At 38.3% G+C, this 16,054-nt stretch carries 19 protein-coding genes, 1 tRNA gene and 1 pseudogene; 3 read left to right on the top strand and 18 right to left on the bottom strand.

The window, feature by feature from the left end:
• Window positions 1-2: 2 nt before the first annotated feature.
• The 13 genes from BLR54_RS11005 to BLR54_RS10945 form a co-directional block, all read right to left on the bottom strand.
• Complete coding sequence (locus tag BLR54_RS11005) at window positions 3-908, bottom strand: ParB/RepB/Spo0J family partition protein (protein ID WP_090420970.1); 906 nt, start codon at window positions 906-908, stop codon at window positions 3-5.
• Window positions 898-1,683, bottom strand: a complete 786-nt coding sequence (locus BLR54_RS11000) for a ParA family protein (protein WP_090420967.1) — start codon at window positions 1,681-1,683, stop codon at window positions 898-900. Before BLR54_RS11000 ends, BLR54_RS11005 begins: the two co-directional genes overlap by 11 nt.
• A gap of 243 nt (window positions 1,684-1,926) precedes the next feature.
• Window positions 1,927-2,178 (bottom strand): 30S ribosomal protein S18, encoded by a 252-nt coding sequence (rpsR, locus tag BLR54_RS10995; RefSeq protein ID WP_090420964.1) that lies wholly within the window; start codon window positions 2,176-2,178, stop codon window positions 1,927-1,929.
• A 129-nt stretch (window positions 2,179-2,307) separates the two neighbouring features.
• On the bottom strand, window positions 2,308-2,745 hold the full coding sequence (locus BLR54_RS10990) for a single-stranded DNA-binding protein (protein WP_090420961.1): 438 nt from the start codon (window positions 2,743-2,745) through the stop codon (window positions 2,308-2,310).
• A 29-nt stretch (window positions 2,746-2,774) separates the two neighbouring features.
• Window positions 2,775-3,065, bottom strand: a complete 291-nt coding sequence (gene rpsF / locus BLR54_RS10985; protein ID WP_090420958.1) for a 30S ribosomal protein S6 — start codon at window positions 3,063-3,065, stop codon at window positions 2,775-2,777.
• Between the two features lie 164 nt (window positions 3,066-3,229).
• Window positions 3,230-3,988, bottom strand: coding sequence for an NAD-dependent protein deacylase (locus BLR54_RS10980; protein ID WP_090420955.1), 759 nt, complete (start codon window positions 3,986-3,988; stop codon window positions 3,230-3,232).
• Window positions 3,989-4,023: 35 nt separating this feature from the next.
• The gene (gene rsmI, locus BLR54_RS10975; protein ID WP_090420952.1) at window positions 4,024-4,863 is read right to left on the bottom strand and encodes a 16S rRNA (cytidine(1402)-2'-O)-methyltransferase; all 840 of its coding nucleotides are present in this window, start codon (window positions 4,861-4,863) and stop codon (window positions 4,024-4,026) included.
• Window positions 4,860-5,606, bottom strand: a complete 747-nt coding sequence (locus BLR54_RS10970; RefSeq protein ID WP_090420949.1) for a tRNA1(Val) (adenine(37)-N6)-methyltransferase — start codon at window positions 5,604-5,606, stop codon at window positions 4,860-4,862. Before BLR54_RS10970 ends, rsmI begins: the two co-directional genes overlap by 4 nt.
• Window positions 5,606-6,484 (bottom strand): PSP1 domain-containing protein, encoded by an 879-nt coding sequence (locus tag BLR54_RS10965; protein ID WP_090420946.1) that lies wholly within the window; start codon window positions 6,482-6,484, stop codon window positions 5,606-5,608. The genes BLR54_RS10970 and BLR54_RS10965 overlap by 1 nt, the downstream gene beginning before the upstream one ends.
• The gene (gene holB / locus BLR54_RS10960; protein WP_090420943.1) at window positions 6,481-7,521 is read right to left on the bottom strand and encodes a DNA polymerase III subunit delta'; all 1,041 of its coding nucleotides are present in this window, start codon (window positions 7,519-7,521) and stop codon (window positions 6,481-6,483) included. Before holB ends, BLR54_RS10965 begins: the two co-directional genes overlap by 4 nt.
• A gap of 29 nt (window positions 7,522-7,550) precedes the next feature.
• Window positions 7,551-7,991 carry a YaaR family protein gene (locus tag BLR54_RS10955; RefSeq protein ID WP_090420940.1) on the bottom strand — a complete coding sequence of 147 codons (441 nt, stop codon included), beginning with the start codon at window positions 7,989-7,991 and terminating at the stop codon, window positions 7,551-7,553.
• 24 nt (window positions 7,992-8,015) lie between these two features.
• Window positions 8,016-8,603, bottom strand: coding sequence for a nucleoside/nucleotide kinase family protein (locus tag BLR54_RS10950; protein ID WP_090420937.1), 588 nt, complete (start codon window positions 8,601-8,603; stop codon window positions 8,016-8,018).
• Between the two features lie 48 nt (window positions 8,604-8,651).
• Complete coding sequence (locus BLR54_RS10945; RefSeq protein WP_090420934.1) at window positions 8,652-10,010, bottom strand: aminotransferase class I/II-fold pyridoxal phosphate-dependent enzyme; 1,359 nt, start codon at window positions 10,008-10,010, stop codon at window positions 8,652-8,654.
• Window positions 10,011-10,073: 63 nt separating this feature from the next.
• Between BLR54_RS10945 and mobA the strand changes: the two genes are divergently transcribed.
• Window positions 10,074-10,688 carry a molybdenum cofactor guanylyltransferase gene (gene mobA, locus BLR54_RS10940; RefSeq protein WP_090420932.1) on the top strand — a complete coding sequence of 205 codons (615 nt, stop codon included), beginning with the start codon at window positions 10,074-10,076 and terminating at the stop codon, window positions 10,686-10,688.
• Window positions 10,689-10,695: 7 nt separating this feature from the next.
• On the opposite strand, the gene BLR54_RS10935 is transcribed toward mobA, so the two are convergent.
• Entirely contained in the window at window positions 10,696-11,550 is an 855-nt protein-coding gene (locus BLR54_RS10935) for a hypothetical protein (protein WP_090420929.1), read from the bottom strand.
• Window positions 11,550-12,182 carry a type IV toxin-antitoxin system AbiEi family antitoxin domain-containing protein gene (locus BLR54_RS10930; RefSeq protein WP_090420925.1) on the bottom strand — a complete coding sequence of 211 codons (633 nt, stop codon included), beginning with the start codon at window positions 12,180-12,182 and terminating at the stop codon, window positions 11,550-11,552. The genes BLR54_RS10935 and BLR54_RS10930 overlap by 1 nt, the downstream gene beginning before the upstream one ends.
• A gap of 194 nt (window positions 12,183-12,376) precedes the next feature.
• Between BLR54_RS10930 and BLR54_RS10925 the strand changes: the two genes are divergently transcribed.
• Window positions 12,377-12,889 (top strand): hypothetical protein, encoded by a 513-nt coding sequence (locus BLR54_RS10925; protein WP_090420922.1) that lies wholly within the window; start codon window positions 12,377-12,379, stop codon window positions 12,887-12,889.
• Window positions 12,890-13,018: 129 nt separating this feature from the next.
• Here BLR54_RS10925 and BLR54_RS10920 read toward each other — a convergent pair whose 3' ends face one another.
• Window positions 13,019-14,410, bottom strand: coding sequence for a D-alanyl-D-alanine carboxypeptidase family protein (locus BLR54_RS10920; RefSeq protein ID WP_090420919.1), 1,392 nt, complete (start codon window positions 14,408-14,410; stop codon window positions 13,019-13,021).
• Between the two features lie 154 nt (window positions 14,411-14,564).
• Here BLR54_RS10920 and trmB point away from each other — a divergent pair, with 154 nt between their 5' ends.
• Window positions 14,565-15,209, top strand: coding sequence for a tRNA (guanosine(46)-N7)-methyltransferase TrmB (gene trmB, locus BLR54_RS10915; protein ID WP_090420914.1), 645 nt, complete (start codon window positions 14,565-14,567; stop codon window positions 15,207-15,209).
• Between the two features lie 127 nt (window positions 15,210-15,336).
• Here trmB and BLR54_RS10910 read toward each other — a convergent pair.
• Together BLR54_RS10910 and BLR54_RS14985 are read right to left on the bottom strand one after the other, a co-directional pair.
• Window positions 15,337-15,409 (bottom strand) — tRNA-Lys (locus BLR54_RS10910).
• A 215-nt stretch (window positions 15,410-15,624) separates the two neighbouring features.
• Window positions 15,625-16,054: pseudogene (locus BLR54_RS14985) on the bottom strand (hypothetical protein); the annotation flags it as partial.

Raw genomic sequence — 16,054 nt, 5'->3', positions numbered from 1 at the left:
CTTTATACCTCCTGCTCATGCTTCCATTTTTCCAAAAGATTTATGATTATTCGCTCTCTGTCAGCAGCTGATGTTTTATTTGAAAAATACTTATTCAATTTTCTCTCAGATAAGGTCACCCCTTGAGACTTCTTTTTAGGCTTCAAAGCTTCTTTCAAAGTACTTATTAATACTGGCTGAGCCATGTTTTCAAGATTATCACAAGCCTTAAGGGCTGCAATCTGCTCTGGCTTTATAAAACCATTCTCTGTAATGTACTCATATACCCATTGCTGTAATTGCCTATCGAAATATGAGATATCCACAGCCATAGTAAATGTAAGCCTCTTCTTATCCACCAATTCCATAAGTTCAGGTATTAACTCGGTTAATCTTATAAACCGTCTTACCTGAGCCCTACTTATTCCCATTTCTTCTCCAACAATATCAGCCGTTTCCAACCTCCGCTCATTTTGAGCGGATGATAAATCTGAGCGATATCCCTGCCTCTTCATGGCATCAAGTTTCATTTTTAAAGACCAAGCTCTTTCGCTTGGTAGTATTTCTTCTCGTTGTACATTAGCATCTACCATAGCTATTACTGCATCATCGTTTGTCATAGGCTTGATTATAGCTGGTATTACTAATAATCCTGCTCTTTTTGCAGCATACAGACGTCTATGTCCCGATATCATTTCATAAGTGCCCTCATCATCTGGTCTTACGATAACAGGTGTAAGTACTCCATTTTCTTTTATGCTTTGTATTAAATCCTCCATCTTGTCATCATCAATTACCTTAAACGGATGATTCTCAAACGGATAAATATCCTCGACTCTAAGTTCTACCGTTCCTTCTCCAGTACTTGTCGGAGCCCCTAGTAACTCTTCTACAGATGCAAAATGAATCTTTTCTCTCTTAGCAGCCATGTGCAAGTACCTCCTTTGTAAGTGACATATAGGCAAAAGCTGCCTTTCCCTTAGGATCATAATCATAAATTGACTTTGCCATTGAGCTTATCTCTGCTGCTCTGACTGACAGTGGAATCTCTATTGGAAATACTGGTATAGACTTTCCATACACATCATTTACTTCAAGCACTATATCCTTAGCATAGTTAGTGCGATTGTCTACCATTGTCAGAAGGATTCCTTCTATCTCTAGTCCAGGATTCAAACGCCTTTTTACTGTATAAATTGTCTTTATAAGCTGCTGTAATCCTTTTACAGGCAAATAAGCTGCTTGCACAGGAATAAGCACAGTATCTGCACAAGCGAGAGCGTTTACAGTCATTATTCCAAGTGATGGCATGCAATCAATGATTATGTAATCATACTCATCTCGAACCGTATCAATATAAGATTTAAGCACTAGCTCTCTGCTCATTGTATTTACTAAAGATATCTCTACAGCTGATAATTCTATATTTGAGGGAATTAAATCAACTCCTTCTTTATACTTAATCACAGCATATTTTTCATCGATATCTTCTTCATTTACAACTTTAGCGAATATATCAACCAATGTATCTTGTATTTTATCTGGATTTCGATTTCCTAAACTGATTGTTAGACTTCCTTGAGGATCTGCATCTATCAGAAGAACCTTCATTCCTTCCTCTGCAAGACCAGTTCCTAGATTTACTGCGGTTGTTGTCTTTCCAACTCCGCCTTTTTGATTTGCAATTGCGATTACCTTTGCCATAGCTTTTCTCCTTTGCTTTGATTATTAATTAACTAAAACGCAGGCCTATGGAAGGGCTTTAGAAATTCAAAATAATAAAAAAAGCACTCTCTAAGTCTCCTCAGAAAGTGCTTCTAAAAGCATATTATCTTTTAACAAATCGGCATTATTAGGTATCATAGGGTATCTAAAACAAGCAAAATGTTTGTCCTATATTTGTCCCTTGATAGCCTTTAAATCCCATAAATTCAATGTTCTTAAGGATTAATCCTGAACATATGGCATTAGTGCAATGTGACGAGCACGCTTGATAGCTACTGTAAGAGCTCTCTGGTGCTTAGCACATGTGCCTGTGATACGACGTGGAAGAATCTTTCCACGCTCAGAAATGTACTTCTTAAGCTTTGCTGTATCCTTGTAGTCGATAGTATTATCTTTACCACAGAAAACACAGACTTTCTTTCTTCTATGCATTGGTCTTCTTCTCTGACCATCACCTGTCTTATTAAAAGCCATGATTTAACCTCCTATAGATGTGTGAAACAACATGATTTTCACAGAAAATCCTGTTAGGTCGGTCGGAGCATTGAAAAAATATGAGCAAGCTCATATTGCTCCTCCCTGTCAAGGCTTCGTTACCTTGACTTAATTGAACGGTAATTCCTCGTCAATTCCATCAGGGATATTCATAAAACCGTCGCCTGCATCTGAGCTTGGAGCGAAATTGCTGCCACCGTCAAAGCTGCTTCCGCCGCCCTGAGAGTTTTTGCTCTCTGCGAACTCAACATTCTCGCAAACAACGTCGGTAGTGTAAACCTTCTGACCTTCTTTGTTTGTGTAAGAACCAGTCTGAATACGACCTTCTACAACAAACTTTGTGCCCTTACGAGCATACTTCTCAAGGAACTCTGCTGTCTTTCCGAAAGCAACGCAGTTAATAAAATCTGCTGTCTGCTCATCGCCTTCTCTCTTGAATCTACGATCTACAGCAAGAGAAAATCTTGCAACAGCTGAGTTGTTTGCTCCACCGTAACGAACCTCTGGGTCTCTAGTGAGACGTCCCATAAGAATAACTTTATTCATAATTGATTTAATCTCCTTGTCTTATACTATTAAGCCTCGTCAGCTCTAACGCATAAGAAACGAAGAACGTTGTCCATGATACGAATATTCTCTTCGATCTGTGCAGGAACGCCTGCCTCAGCATCAAAGTGGATGAAGTAATAGAAACCTTCATTCATCTTCTGAATTTCGTAAGCAAGTCTCTTCTTGCCCCAATCATCGACGTCTGTAATCTGGCCACCAAAGCGAGTGATGTACTCCTTTGCCTTTTCAACTGTGGCAGTTCTTGCATCGTCTTCGATCTTCGCATTAACAACGAGTGCTAATTCATACTTGTTCATGCTTTCTACCTCCTTTTGGTCTATTGGCCAAGCTACCTAAAAAATTACATAGCTTAGCAAGGATATAAATGTTTTATACCACGAATTAAGATATTAACACGTAAGAAGGTATTTTTCAAGGCTTTTGTATATTTTTTATTGATTTTTCGCCATTTGTTCGCAGATTACAGGCTTATTCCCTGAAGTGCTGCTAGTTCTGTAAACACCTTTCCAATTCTGTCGTGAATTGTCAAAGTATTTTCAGCTCTTGGTGCTGCTATATCGCTTTCATTAATGATTACAAGATACTTTCCTCTGAAATAATTAACAAAGGAAGCAGCAGGATATACTGAAAGGGATGTGCCACCGATTATCATCATATCAGCGCTGGCAATAGCATTTATTGCTCCTTCCACCTGGTCCTCAGGCAAGCCCTCTTCATATAAAGTAATATCTGCTCTCACTACACCACCGCAGTAATCACAGGTTGGTATATCCTCGTCAGAATCAAAGATGTAATCTATAGGATAGCTAGTCCCACATTTCATACAGTAATTTCTAAGAGCACTGCCGTGAATCTCAAAAACCTTCTTACTGCCGGCCTTTTGATGAAGACCGTCAATATTTTGAGTAACAACACCTATTAGCTTTCCAGTTTCTTCAAGCTTTGCCAGATATTTATGAGCATTGTTTGGCTCAATCTTTCTGGTATCCATCTTCTGTCTATGAAATTCAAAGTAAACCTTTGGCTCTCTCACAAGACAGCTATGGCTAAGCAAATATTCAGGCTGATACTTTTCAAATTGAACATCCTTCTGATTGTACAAGCCATCCTTGCTACGAAAATCTGGTATTCCACTTTCTGTAGAAACTCCGGCACCGCCGAAGAAAACAATCTTGCTGGAATCATCAATCATTTCTTTAAGCTTTTCGATGTCACCCATTGTAAATTCCCCCTTCCGTATTAAGTTAGATTTATTTATAGCAACGCATTGTAAATATCGCGCTTACTTACGCCTCTATCCTTTGCAACCGCCTTCATGGCTTCCTTTTTATCCATGCCCTGACTAAGATACATATCCATATGCTCTTCTATGGTCATGTCCTCAAAGGCTGCTCTTGCTTCCTCGATAACCTCTGCCTTAGACTTACCAGCGATTACAAGCACATACTCTCCTCTAGGCTCTTTAGTCTCGTAGCTTTCAAGAGCACCACCGATAGTGGTCTTTTCTTTTTCCTCATGCTTCTTTGTAAGCTCGCGACAAAGGGTAATTCCTCTATCTGCTCCAAGGACTTCCTTTAGCTCCTTTAAGGTTCCAATCAGATGATGAGGAGCCTCGTATATGATAATAGTCCTAGTTTCATTTTTAGTCTCTTCTAAGACTCTACGACGTTCTTTCTTGTCTTTCGGAAGAAAAGCCTCAAAAGCAAAGCGTCTACAGGCCTGTCCCGACATTGTCACTGCTGTGATACATGCAGCTGGTCCTGGCACTGAAGTGACCTCGATTCCTTCTTCATAGCACATAGCCACCAGCTCTTCACCTGGATCAGAAATGCCTGGTGTACCTGCATCAGTCACAACTGCAATGTTCTGACCCTCCTTCAACTTGGCAATAAGTGAAATAGCCTTATCAACCTTGTTGAACTCGTGGTAGCTGGTCATTGGTGTGTCTATCTCAAAATGATTGAGTAGCTTTATTGAATTTCGTGTGTCTTCTGCTGCAATCAAATCCACTTCCTTGAGAATTCGCACTGCGCGAAAGGTCATATCTTCAAGGTTTCCGATTGGAGTTGCAACTAAATATAATGTTCCGCTCATTCCATTAGCATCCCGTAAATTTCATAGATTTCTTTTGTGTACTTGCCTGGTTCGTCGTAGACAATAAGTGGTGCCTCCACCGTAAGCTGGGAGCCGCCGCCCCTTACTCCTTCGATTAAAACCATGTTTGGTTCCTTGTCTACAAAAGGATATACAAGTCGCATCCTTTTTGGCTCAAGCTTGTATTGCCTCATCAAGGTGATGATTTCCACTAATCTGAAGGGGCGATGTACGAAATAACATCTGCCCTTTGGCTTAAGCACTGCTGCAGTCTGGCTGATTAAATCCTCCAGTGAACAAAGAAGCTCATGTCTGGCTATGGCCTTTGCATCGTTAGGATTTTTCAAGCCGTGATGATTAGTCATATATGGAGGATTACTGGTAACCACATCCATGGTACCCTTTCCGAAGATTTCAGCGGCCTGCTTTATATCTCCTTCCACTATGCTAACCTTTTCTTGCAAATCATTTAATAAAACTGAGCGATTGGCCATTTCAGCGCTTTCAGGCTGTATCTCAAGGCCGGTAAAATGCTCACCTTCAGTTTTGGCCTCCAGCAAAATAGGAAGGATTCCTGTGCCGGTACCAAGGTCCAGTACCTTTTCTCCTGGCCTAACCTTAGCAAAGCTCGATAACAAGACAGCATCCATGCCAAAACAAAATTTGTCAGGATGCTGAATAATTCTATATCCGTTTATCTGAAGGTCATCTACTCGCTCATCATCATGTACAAGCTTTTCCATTAATTCTTATCCTCAAGGTCTGCTAGCTCTCTAGCTTCTTCCTTTGATACCTGTACCTTCTTCTTACGTGGTTTAAATTTAAGCTCTGAGGTTGGGTAATCCTTAACTTCCTTAAGGTCTCCATCCTCGAAAAGTACTCTAACTGTCTGTCTAAGTACGTTTACAGACTGAACTGTTCCCTTGAATCCGTCTGGTGTGGTAACCACATCGTTGATTCCTGGAAGTCTGCTGTTGAGATATTCGTAGGTTTCCTGCTCGTTCTTTAAGCAACACATAAGTCTGCCGCAGAGACCTGAAATCTTTGTAGGATTAAGTGAAAGGTTCTGTTCCTTTGCCATCTTGATAGATACAGGAACAAAGTCTGCAAGATAACTCTTACAGCAAAGCTCTCTACCACAGATTCCGATGCCGCCCATAAGCTTTGTCTCATCACGAACACCAATCTGTCTAAGCTCAATACGTGTATGGAATACTGCTGCAAGATCCTTAACCAACTCACGGAAATCAATTCGTCCGTCAGCTGTGAAGTAAAAGATAAGCTTGTTGTTGTCGAAGGTATATTCAGCACCTACAAGCTTCATTTCAAGCTCACGTTTTGCGATTTTTTCCTCGCAAATCTTCATGGCTTCTTTTTCTTTTTCAATGTTCTTTGCGGCCTTCTTTACATCATCCTCAGTGGCTTTGCGCATAATCTTTTTGATTGGACCTGGCACCTCATCATCTGAGATTTCCTTATCCACCAAAAGAACTGTTCCGATTTCAACACCGCGGACAGTCTCAACGATTACTTGATCCTCTCTTTTCAGCTCTACGCCTGCTGGATCAAAATAATATACTTTTCCGCCTCCTCTGAAGCGTACACCTATAACCTTTATCATCTAGTGTTCTCCTTAATTGCCTGTATTAAAAGCATCATGGTCAACTCAAAATTGACATTTGCATTTAGTCTTGCTCTTGTTTCTGAAATGGCATCGATTATTCGATTCAAACCATTGTACGAGCATTGCTCTGCCTGCTCATGTATATCAAATGTATCTTCCTTGAAAAGTAGAAGATTATCATCTAATGTCGATTTATATAATAGCACATCTCTGAACCAAAGGGTGATTAAATCTAGCATTTGCTCCACAAAACCCTGAAATTTCTCTGCTTCTGAGTCCTCAGCCTTTTTGTCAGCATCGTTTTCTTCCTTGATGGATTTTACTTCATCTGCTATCTGTGCCTCATCCATTTTTCCTGCCTTCTTGCAGATTCCAACCACCTTGTTCTTCACATCTGAAAAGGCAGAATCTGTGGCTAAGGCAATGGCTTTCCCTATATTTCCCTGGGCAAAGGTTGCCACCATCTGTGCCTGATAATCCACTGTTTCATATTTTTCCTGAAGCACTTTTACAATGCTTTCAGTATCCACTGTCTTCATTTGTATAAGCACGCATCTGGATAATATCGTCTGCAGGAATGCATTATGATTTGCTGTAAGAAGCATAATAATAGCAAACTCCGGTGGCTCTTCGATAGTCTTCAAAATTGCATTCTGAGCCTGAGGGTTCATTCTTTCTGCTTCATCAACAATATAGATTTTATATTTATTGTTGTAGGGCTTGATGTCTACATCATTTACAATCTTTTCTCGAACCACGTCCACGCTGATATTGCTCTTGCCTTCTTCTCTAGTGACATAGATAATATCAGGATTTTCATGGTTCATAGCCTGCTTGCAGCTATGGCACTGACCACAGGCATCCTCACCAGGATTTTCACACTGAAGCATTGCAGCAAAAGCCTCTGCAAGCATCATCTTCCCTGAGCCCTTTTCACCGCTGAAAATATAGGCGTGACTATGATTTCCAGTTTTTACTGCATTTGTAAGAAGTCTTTTGGCGTCCTCCTGGCCTACAATTTCTGCAAAGCTCATTAATTAATTCTCCCAGTTACTATCTATTTTTAGGTGATGATATCTAAAAGCAATCCTCTGATTTCATCCACTCTGTTAAGTATATCTAAATGGTCCATCTCATCCTGTACAAGTGCTGTGGCAAGCTCGTCCATTTTTTCATCCACAAGCTTTATCATACCATACACTCTGTGACGACCACGTCTATCAAGAAAGTTTTCTCTAGAAAACTTGTGTGATCTGTTAACAACCTCGTTCAAGAAATCCTTAACCAGACCGCGATAGCGTTTCATATCACGGATATCCATATGCTCAGACAACAGCTTTCCCTGAGTGGTGATGTCGTTTAAAAGATTTGTAAGCTTTTCCTGAAGCTCCGCATCATCCACCGCTGCTGCAAGTGTGAATTTGAAAGTATCATCCACAGGGGCCGTTGCTTTTGGAGCGTCCACCTGGTTAACCTGACTAACATCACTTACTCGAATATCCATACATACACCTCGTAGGAAAGACTTTTACTTTCCGTTTATGAATGCTGCTATATTGTCGCTGGTAATGGCACTATCCTCGTTGTTGTTAAATACGTTGGTTATGTTTGCCTTCTTAAGGTTTTCCTCAGAAAAATCCTGCTGGTCTGCAAGAAATCTTCTGCACATTTCCTCGTATTTTGGATGCTCTTGGCTGCGCTCTCTTTCAAGGGCACGACTGAGTCTTATACCATCATCTACCTCTATATATATCGGCAAAACCTTGTCAGCTCCGTAGTAATCACGGATTTTAACAAAGCTTTCAACAGTGCCAATCATAAGATAATCATCCTGTGATAGATCTACGCTTTCATCGTCCACAGTAAAGTAAAACCATGGGCCGTGAACAGTATCGTATTTGCGAAGCTCAATAACCTTTCCCTCTGCTAACAATCTGTCCTTCTCTTCTATCGTAACAAAATTGTATTCATCTCCTGGCTTTTCATGACTGCGTTGAGGTCTTGTTGTATAGCTAACAATCCTCTTAACGTTAATATCCTTTCTCTGGAGCAAAATCTTAAAAATTGTGTCCTTACCTGACGAGCTTTTGCCCATTATGCAAAAAATCCTACCCATATAATCCTCTTCACTTGTATTTATGTTTAAAGTATAATTCACAAAGCTTTAATTGACAACGGAGATAAGCCCTTTATTAAGGCCTGTTACGTGCAACCCTTTTGCTTTTGCAAAGCTTATTATGTCCACTGTTTCCGTCGATATTTCCTCTCCAGGAACTATTAAAGGTGCCCCCGGTGGATATATACAAACCATGGCTGCAGATACTTTGTTTATAGCATCCTCCAACTTAACATCTGTTGCTCTATTTGATTTAGCTTCGTATAATTCTATTTTCTTTGTTGGCCTATAATCGATTCTTGGAACCTCAACATTTCCTGTGGTTAGGTTTTCGTCTATTTCTAGCAAGGCCTTCTCTAGTCGCAAAAATCCTTCTTCAGAATCCATTATGCTTGTCATGGCAAGCACATAAGAAAAACTTGATAGCTCTGTTTCAAGCTCATATTTTTCTCTAAGTATTCTTGCTAGCTCCACTCCTGTGATGTTTGTGTTCTTGGTGGATATTATCAGCTTACCTGGATCCTTATTTTCATCTGTATCTTCAACAACTTTCAAATGCTTTAATTGTCCACAAGCCTTGTAGAAATTCTGAAGCTTATCCACATAGTTCTCAAATAAATCAACGCCTTCTTCCAGTATATCCATACACTGGCTAATAGAATTCATTAAAACGTAGGATGGTGAACTGCTTTCGTATATGTCTAAAGCCTCTCGAAGCCTGTTTAAATCAACTCTACCTTGCGATACATGCATTACCGCAGTCTGAGTTAAGGCTGGCAAGGTTTTATGAAGACTTTGTATTGTTATATCAGCATATTTCACAGCAGAATTTGTAAAAGATGGATGAAATCCCAAATGGGCTCCGTGTGCCTGATCCACCACAAGTATTATTTCTTTTTCGTGGCAATAGTCCGCTATCTCTTTAATCTTGCAGTGATAACCTTCATAGGTTGGTGATGTAAGCACTATAGCCCTTGGATTCTTCGCTTTTTCTACCGCCTGATGAACTTCCTCCAAAGAAACCGCCTGATAAATTCCATTATCAAAAAGCCTTGGGCATATATATTCAACCTTTAAATGTCTGAGCATTGCCGAATTATAAACGCTTTTATGAGAGTTTCTCTGGATAATAACAGTATCACCCTCGCTACATGTTGCGTATAAAGCAGCAAGATTTCCTACTGTGGAACCACCTACCAAAAAATAGCTTTCATCGGCTCCGTAAAGCTTTGCCATTCTTTTTTGATCCTGAAAAATGACATCCTCTGGATCATGCAAATCATCTACTCCTGGAACCTCTGTCATATCTATTTCATAGCAGCCTTTAAGCCTGCGCTTATGACCTGGCATATGGAAAGGATACATGTTTGATTTTGAATACTTTTCTAAAGTTTCTTTTAAACTCATATTACTATCTTTTATTTTCCTATGAAAATTAATATAATTATCCTAAATCATCAGGAGGATTACATGAACAGAACACTAGTTATTCTTTGCGGTGGCGATAGCTCACGCATGGGCACAAAAAAAGCATTATTACCTTTTGAAGATAAGACTATGGTTGAGTATATCTATGATAAATTCAGCCCTTTTTTTGATAAGATTTATCTTTCCGTAAATGAAAGAGGTGACCTTGCTCATCTTGGTCTTAACGCTCAGGAGATTCCTGATATTTCCAGAAATGCTGGCCCTTACGGCGCTATTCTTTCATGCCTCACTATGGTTTCCGGAGACCGTGCTTTTTTCATGACAGTGGATACTCCATTTTTAGATCCTCGTACCGCTGTCTATCTTTACGATAGGTCAGAGAATTACGATTACACTTCCATTATGTTCGATGATAATAACGATGCAATCTGTGGAGTTTGTAATAAACAATGCATCGGCGGTATGTTCAAAAACAATTTTTTCAAAAAAGATATACGTTCCTTCTTACTAGAAGAATGTAACAATAATCTTATTGACTGCTCTGAAATTGAAACTGTTTCACCAATTTCAGTTGAACAACAATTCTATAAAGTTAATGACAGGCAATCATATTACTACGCGGTTTTCTCTGTTTTAAAACACAACTTTACTTCCTAAAATATCGCTAATCTAGGAAGCGCTTTAGCTGAGGCATCCAGTCTCCCAGGAAAACAACATTCTTTTCCATTGCTTCCCAGATTGGTCCAAGAAAGTTCATAAGACAATTATTCACGTCTGACCACTGTGGTTCAGACTTCTTTTTTTGTCGTAATTCTACTTTCCACTTCTTTTTCATGTATGTGTAATCGGTGTAGCTAGCCAACATATTTAATCTGCTAGCATCGATTACTATTCTTTTTTCTTCCAATTCCTTAGAAAGATTGTCCTTCACCTTTCGTCCATTTACTGGACATGTAGAAAGAATCTCGTAGGCATAATAATACTGATCCATATCGTTAATCAGCTCTAGCTTTTCGATTATCTCCGACAAGCATTTTACCAATTCATCTTCCTTTGGATTTGTAAGTACATCCACCACACGATTTTCATAAGCTGTGAGCTTTAGCTTAATCATTTCAGGCTCGTGGGCACCCCTGTGTTTTCTAAAGTGTATATGAAGAGGTATGTACATTTCGTCCACTGTAATGCGAAGGCTAATTCCTGTTTCATCCACACTGCCACTTACAACAAAAGCTTCTAGGGATGCCTTGGCCATTATCTCCTTCAAAATATCTCGCATATAAAGGATCGACATTTTTCCATCAATATCCTTTACATACTCGTAATAGATATTTCCTATGCATATATCCCTATATATTTCTGGAGTGAAATCTGTGGAATTACATAAATATAGCTCATTACAATATTTTCCATTTGCCAGTAATTCAATAATGATTTCAGCTACTGCTGCACTGAGCAAATTCTTAAAGGGAATATTCAGTTCTTCTGCTTTTTCTTTAATGTGTAATCTATTAATCATTAGAGCCACACACCTATCATAGTTTGAACTTTCTTAAGTACCTTACGTTCCTTTGCATATTCCATGAGCTTAGCCACATCCTTGTCCTCGTCCATGATGTATGCCCATACTCCTTTTTTGAAATCTTCTCTATCAACCTTTTCCTGGTATTTCAAAAAATCGCAGATTAATCGTTCCTTGGTGTAAATCTTCATTTTGCCACCTGCGAAATCTGCTTCTGTAACACCTATTTCCAGAACCTCAGGCTCAGTATAATAAGGCACCACTATTGGATAATCTATATTGAATCTGGATTTGCTAGTATTTTTGTTAATTGCAATACTCCATTTATATGGTCTATCTTTTAGGTAGCCATATACATAAAGAGCTGATTCCATAGTAAGAATTCCATCTTCACCAAAAAGCTTTCGAATCCACTGGTCCTCGTCACACTCGTAATATTTAGTGGTGTAATAGCCGCTTTTCACTCTAATAAGATAGCCTTCCTCCACGAACTTTAATACTCGTCTGTAATCTACCCCAAGAGCATCAATATCACTGGCTTTCACCAAACCCTCATTGTTTTCAACCAGATCATTAATCTGCTCTAGCTGGTATTGCTTCTTTTCATCTCTTGATAATAGCATTTCCATTTTCCCCACTCCTTACTCTTTAACGAGGTAATTATTTTTTATTATCCCATTCCCTGAAATCCCTGTCAAATCCTTTAGTTTCAAGGATTTCCGGGTGTTTTAATTATTAAAAAGACACTATTGTCTTTTTTTCGCATTATTTATGTCGTATAATATTCATAGAACTATTATTTTTGTCTTTTTGGGAGGTTTTTATGTCTGAAGAGAAGATTACACTTAGAAAAAATCCTTCTCGTAAGGAATGTGAAAAAGTCATTAAGAAGATTCTTATGACAGAGGTACTTGAACGTGGCACCAATGAGCACTTTAAAACTGCTGCTGATTTTATGAGCTACTTTCAGTCTCTATATCCTGCAAGTGATAGTTTGACTAAACAGGTTCAAAGAGCGGTTAAGGCTTTGGAGATGCCAAAGGATGAGCGTGGCTATTTCATCATAAATAAAACAGAAGCTCAACTAAACCAGGATAAAGAAATTGCTTTTCTACTTGGAAAAACTAATGCGAGCCTTCAACCCTTTGAAGAATACGAGACACTTTTCCTTAAAGCCGACGGTACATACAAGGATTATCTTTATCAGCTCCTATCTGAATCCGAAACCTTTGCTGATAAAATAATAACCATGATTAATTCTTCAAATGGTATTATATTGTTTACTACCAATAAACATCAGCTAGAAATATTAATAAATAGTCTGATAAATAGATAAGTTGTACTATCAATTAATAATATTTATCTTCAGTCCTTAATATATAAAAAACGACAGCTTTTTAAAAATCTGCTGTCGTTTTTATTTTATATTTGTCTTTATTTTAGATTACCAAGACATTATATATCTTTATCTGCGTCTTCTACGCTTCTTTCCATTACTTCTTATGATAGTAAGGTTTGTTTTCTCTGGTTTTGTGTGCTTACTTTTATATCTATGTCTGGCTAAAAGTATCTCGCTTGACTTACTTCTGATATATAGCACAATTACTACTAAAACTATGATGGCCAGTATTACTAAACCAATCTTTGGATAGTCTACTTGGATATAATCCTTTCCACTTCCACCTTTTTTCACTGGTAAATTATCAAATGGATAGCTTTCTACTTCTGCATTGGTAAACAATAGGTTTGCCATTCCCACACTTCTATCTGCATAAGTATACCTCAGCTGACCAACAACTGCTTTATCGTTCTCATCACTATAAGGCACTACTGTAGACTGAACATCCAATACACTTGCTGTCTTAGGAATTACTATTAAGCCCTTTTTATCAATCTTTATTAACTCACTATTTTCACTGAGTACACCTGTCACATTTGTGTCTGTCTCAGATATTGAAGCAAAATCCTTAACTGCATATTTGCTAAAATTGCTAAAACAATATTCAAATAGGTTTGTAGTATCAGTATATTGCTCGCCAACTGTATCCTTCATTACTACGCAGATAAGAGTCATTCCATCTTTTTTAGCGTAAGTAACTAGCGTAGCTCCTGCCACAACTGTATATCCAGTTTTTCCACCTAGACAACCATCATAAAGATATTTGTTTGTCTTGTAATAGTGAAGCATCTGATGATGATTATTAAGAGGAGTAGGATCTGGATGCTTATTTGTAGGTGGTATTGTGTAGCTTTTTGTTCCAACAATCTCTGCAAACTTTGGTATAGAGTAAGCTGCTCTGGCAATTAAAGCCATATCATGGGCAGTTGTATAATGTTCATCGTCTGGCAAACCGTTTGAATTATTAAAGTGAGTGTTTGTACATCCAAGCTCCTTTGCTCTGTCATTCATCATGTCAACAAAGGAAGACATATCTCCTGCCACATGCTCGCCGAGAGCATAGGCACATTCGTTAGCAGATTCCAGCATCATACCATATAAGGTCTGCTCCACTGTCATCTCTTCATTCACATCTCTAGCAATACTAGAAGATCCTAGCTCTGTGCCATATACAGCCTCAGCTGAAAAGGTTACTGTCTCGTCTAGCTGGCAATTTTCTAAAGTAAGAAGAGCAGTCATTATCTTTGTAATACTGGCTGGGAAGTGAACCTCATCCATATTCTTTGAATATAGGATTGTTCCTGTTTCCTCTTCCATTATGATAGCTGATTCAGCCGTAACATCGATTCCTCCAGGCCAATAATCTGCAGCCTTTACTTCCATTGTATTTGCTGCTACTAGGGAATTTGTCAAAAATAAAAAAGCTAAAAGCTTTGAAATTGATTTTTTAATACTCATATTTTACTACCGACTTCATTTCTTTCTTTTTATTCACATCATTGATTATAATGAAAATAAACATGTAACGCCACTTTTTTATCCGAAAGTTAGAGTATTTGTACATCATTTTTTATGATATAATTTCATTCGATTTTATTTGATGGAGGAATCTATGAGATTAAGAAATATTCCAGGGGCTGATGAAGTTGTATCAAACAGCAGCTACTGTATTAATACCCCTGCAAAGTTTAAAGGTAACTATAAATCTGAAATTTTCAATAACGATAATCCTATCCACATTGAAATTGGCATGGGTAAGGGCCAGTTTATCACTACTCTTGCTAAGAATAATCCTAATATTAATTATATAGGAATCGAGAGATACACCAGCGTCCTCTTACGTGCTATTCAAAAGGTTCAAGAAGAGGAAATTCCTAATCTTCGTTTTATTTGTTTTGATGCAGCAGAGATTCTTGATATCTTTAGCTGTGGTGAAGTTGATAAGATATATTTGAACTTTAGTGATCCTTGGCCTAAGGATAGACATAGCAAACGAAGACTTACTTCATCTACCTTCTTAAATAGATATAATTCTATTCTTACTAAAGAAGGTAATATTGAATTTAAAACTGATAATAAGGATTTATTTGATTTTTCTGTAGAGGAAATTAACAATCACCCACTATGGAAATTAGATGCTGTTACTTATGATTTACACAATGATTCTGATATGAATCAAGGAAATGTCATGACTGAGTACGAGGAAAAATTCTCTTCTATGGGTAATCCTATTTATAAGTTAATTGCAAGTAGATAATTATAAAGATTATTAAGCGACCTCCAAGGTTTATGTGCTTACGCATGGTAAAACTGTGAGGTCGCTTTTTTCTTCTATATTCTTTTATACAAAAAATAACGTCGAGTTTATCTCGACGTTTGTTTCGTGCGCGACCAGGGGTTCGAACCCTGGACACCCTGATTAAGAGTCAGGTGCTCTGCCAGCTGAGCTAGTCGCGCATATTTATTTGTTATTGCCTCAGCAACGAATATTAGTATATATGCTAAATCATTTTTTTGCAAGTGTTTTTTTTAATTTTTTTCGATTTTTTCACTTTTTCTGTTTTGACTTTTTATTAAGCTTTCTGAATTGTACCCCTAATTTATCTTTAGGATAACAATTTAACTATATAAATAAATAATACCTGCCTCTTTATGAGACAGGTATTAAAATTTTAAATGTTAGCAAATAGCTTTTCTATCTCTTCAGCACTCATTACTCTGTTAGGATCTGTTAAATCTACACCTACATCAGGAATAATTATTTCATCTGACTTAGGTTCTTCTGCTGGTACCTCAGAAACTGGTTCCTCGGCTGGTGCTTCTTCCTCTGCAGGTCCTCCAACTTCCTCTAACAATGCATCCAAATCTACTGAAGGTTCTTCTGTTAGTATTACTTCTTCAGTTGGTTCCTCAGGAGTACTTTCTAAGATTATTTCCTCAGCTGGAGGTTCTTCGGCTACTGGTTCCTCAACAGGAGCCTCCTCTGCTACTGCCTCTTCCATTGGTGGCTCTTCTGCTGGTGCTTCTTCTGCCACCGGCATTTCCAAGTCAATTCCTAAGTCTTCTACCGGTACTTCTTCGACTGCTGCCTCTTCTATTGAT

The organism is Pseudobutyrivibrio sp. YE44 (genome assembly GCF_900104335.1).
Taxonomy (GTDB): Bacteria; Bacillota; Clostridia; order Lachnospirales; family Lachnospiraceae; genus Pseudobutyrivibrio.
This window is presented reverse-complemented; position numbering and strand designations above follow the sequence as displayed.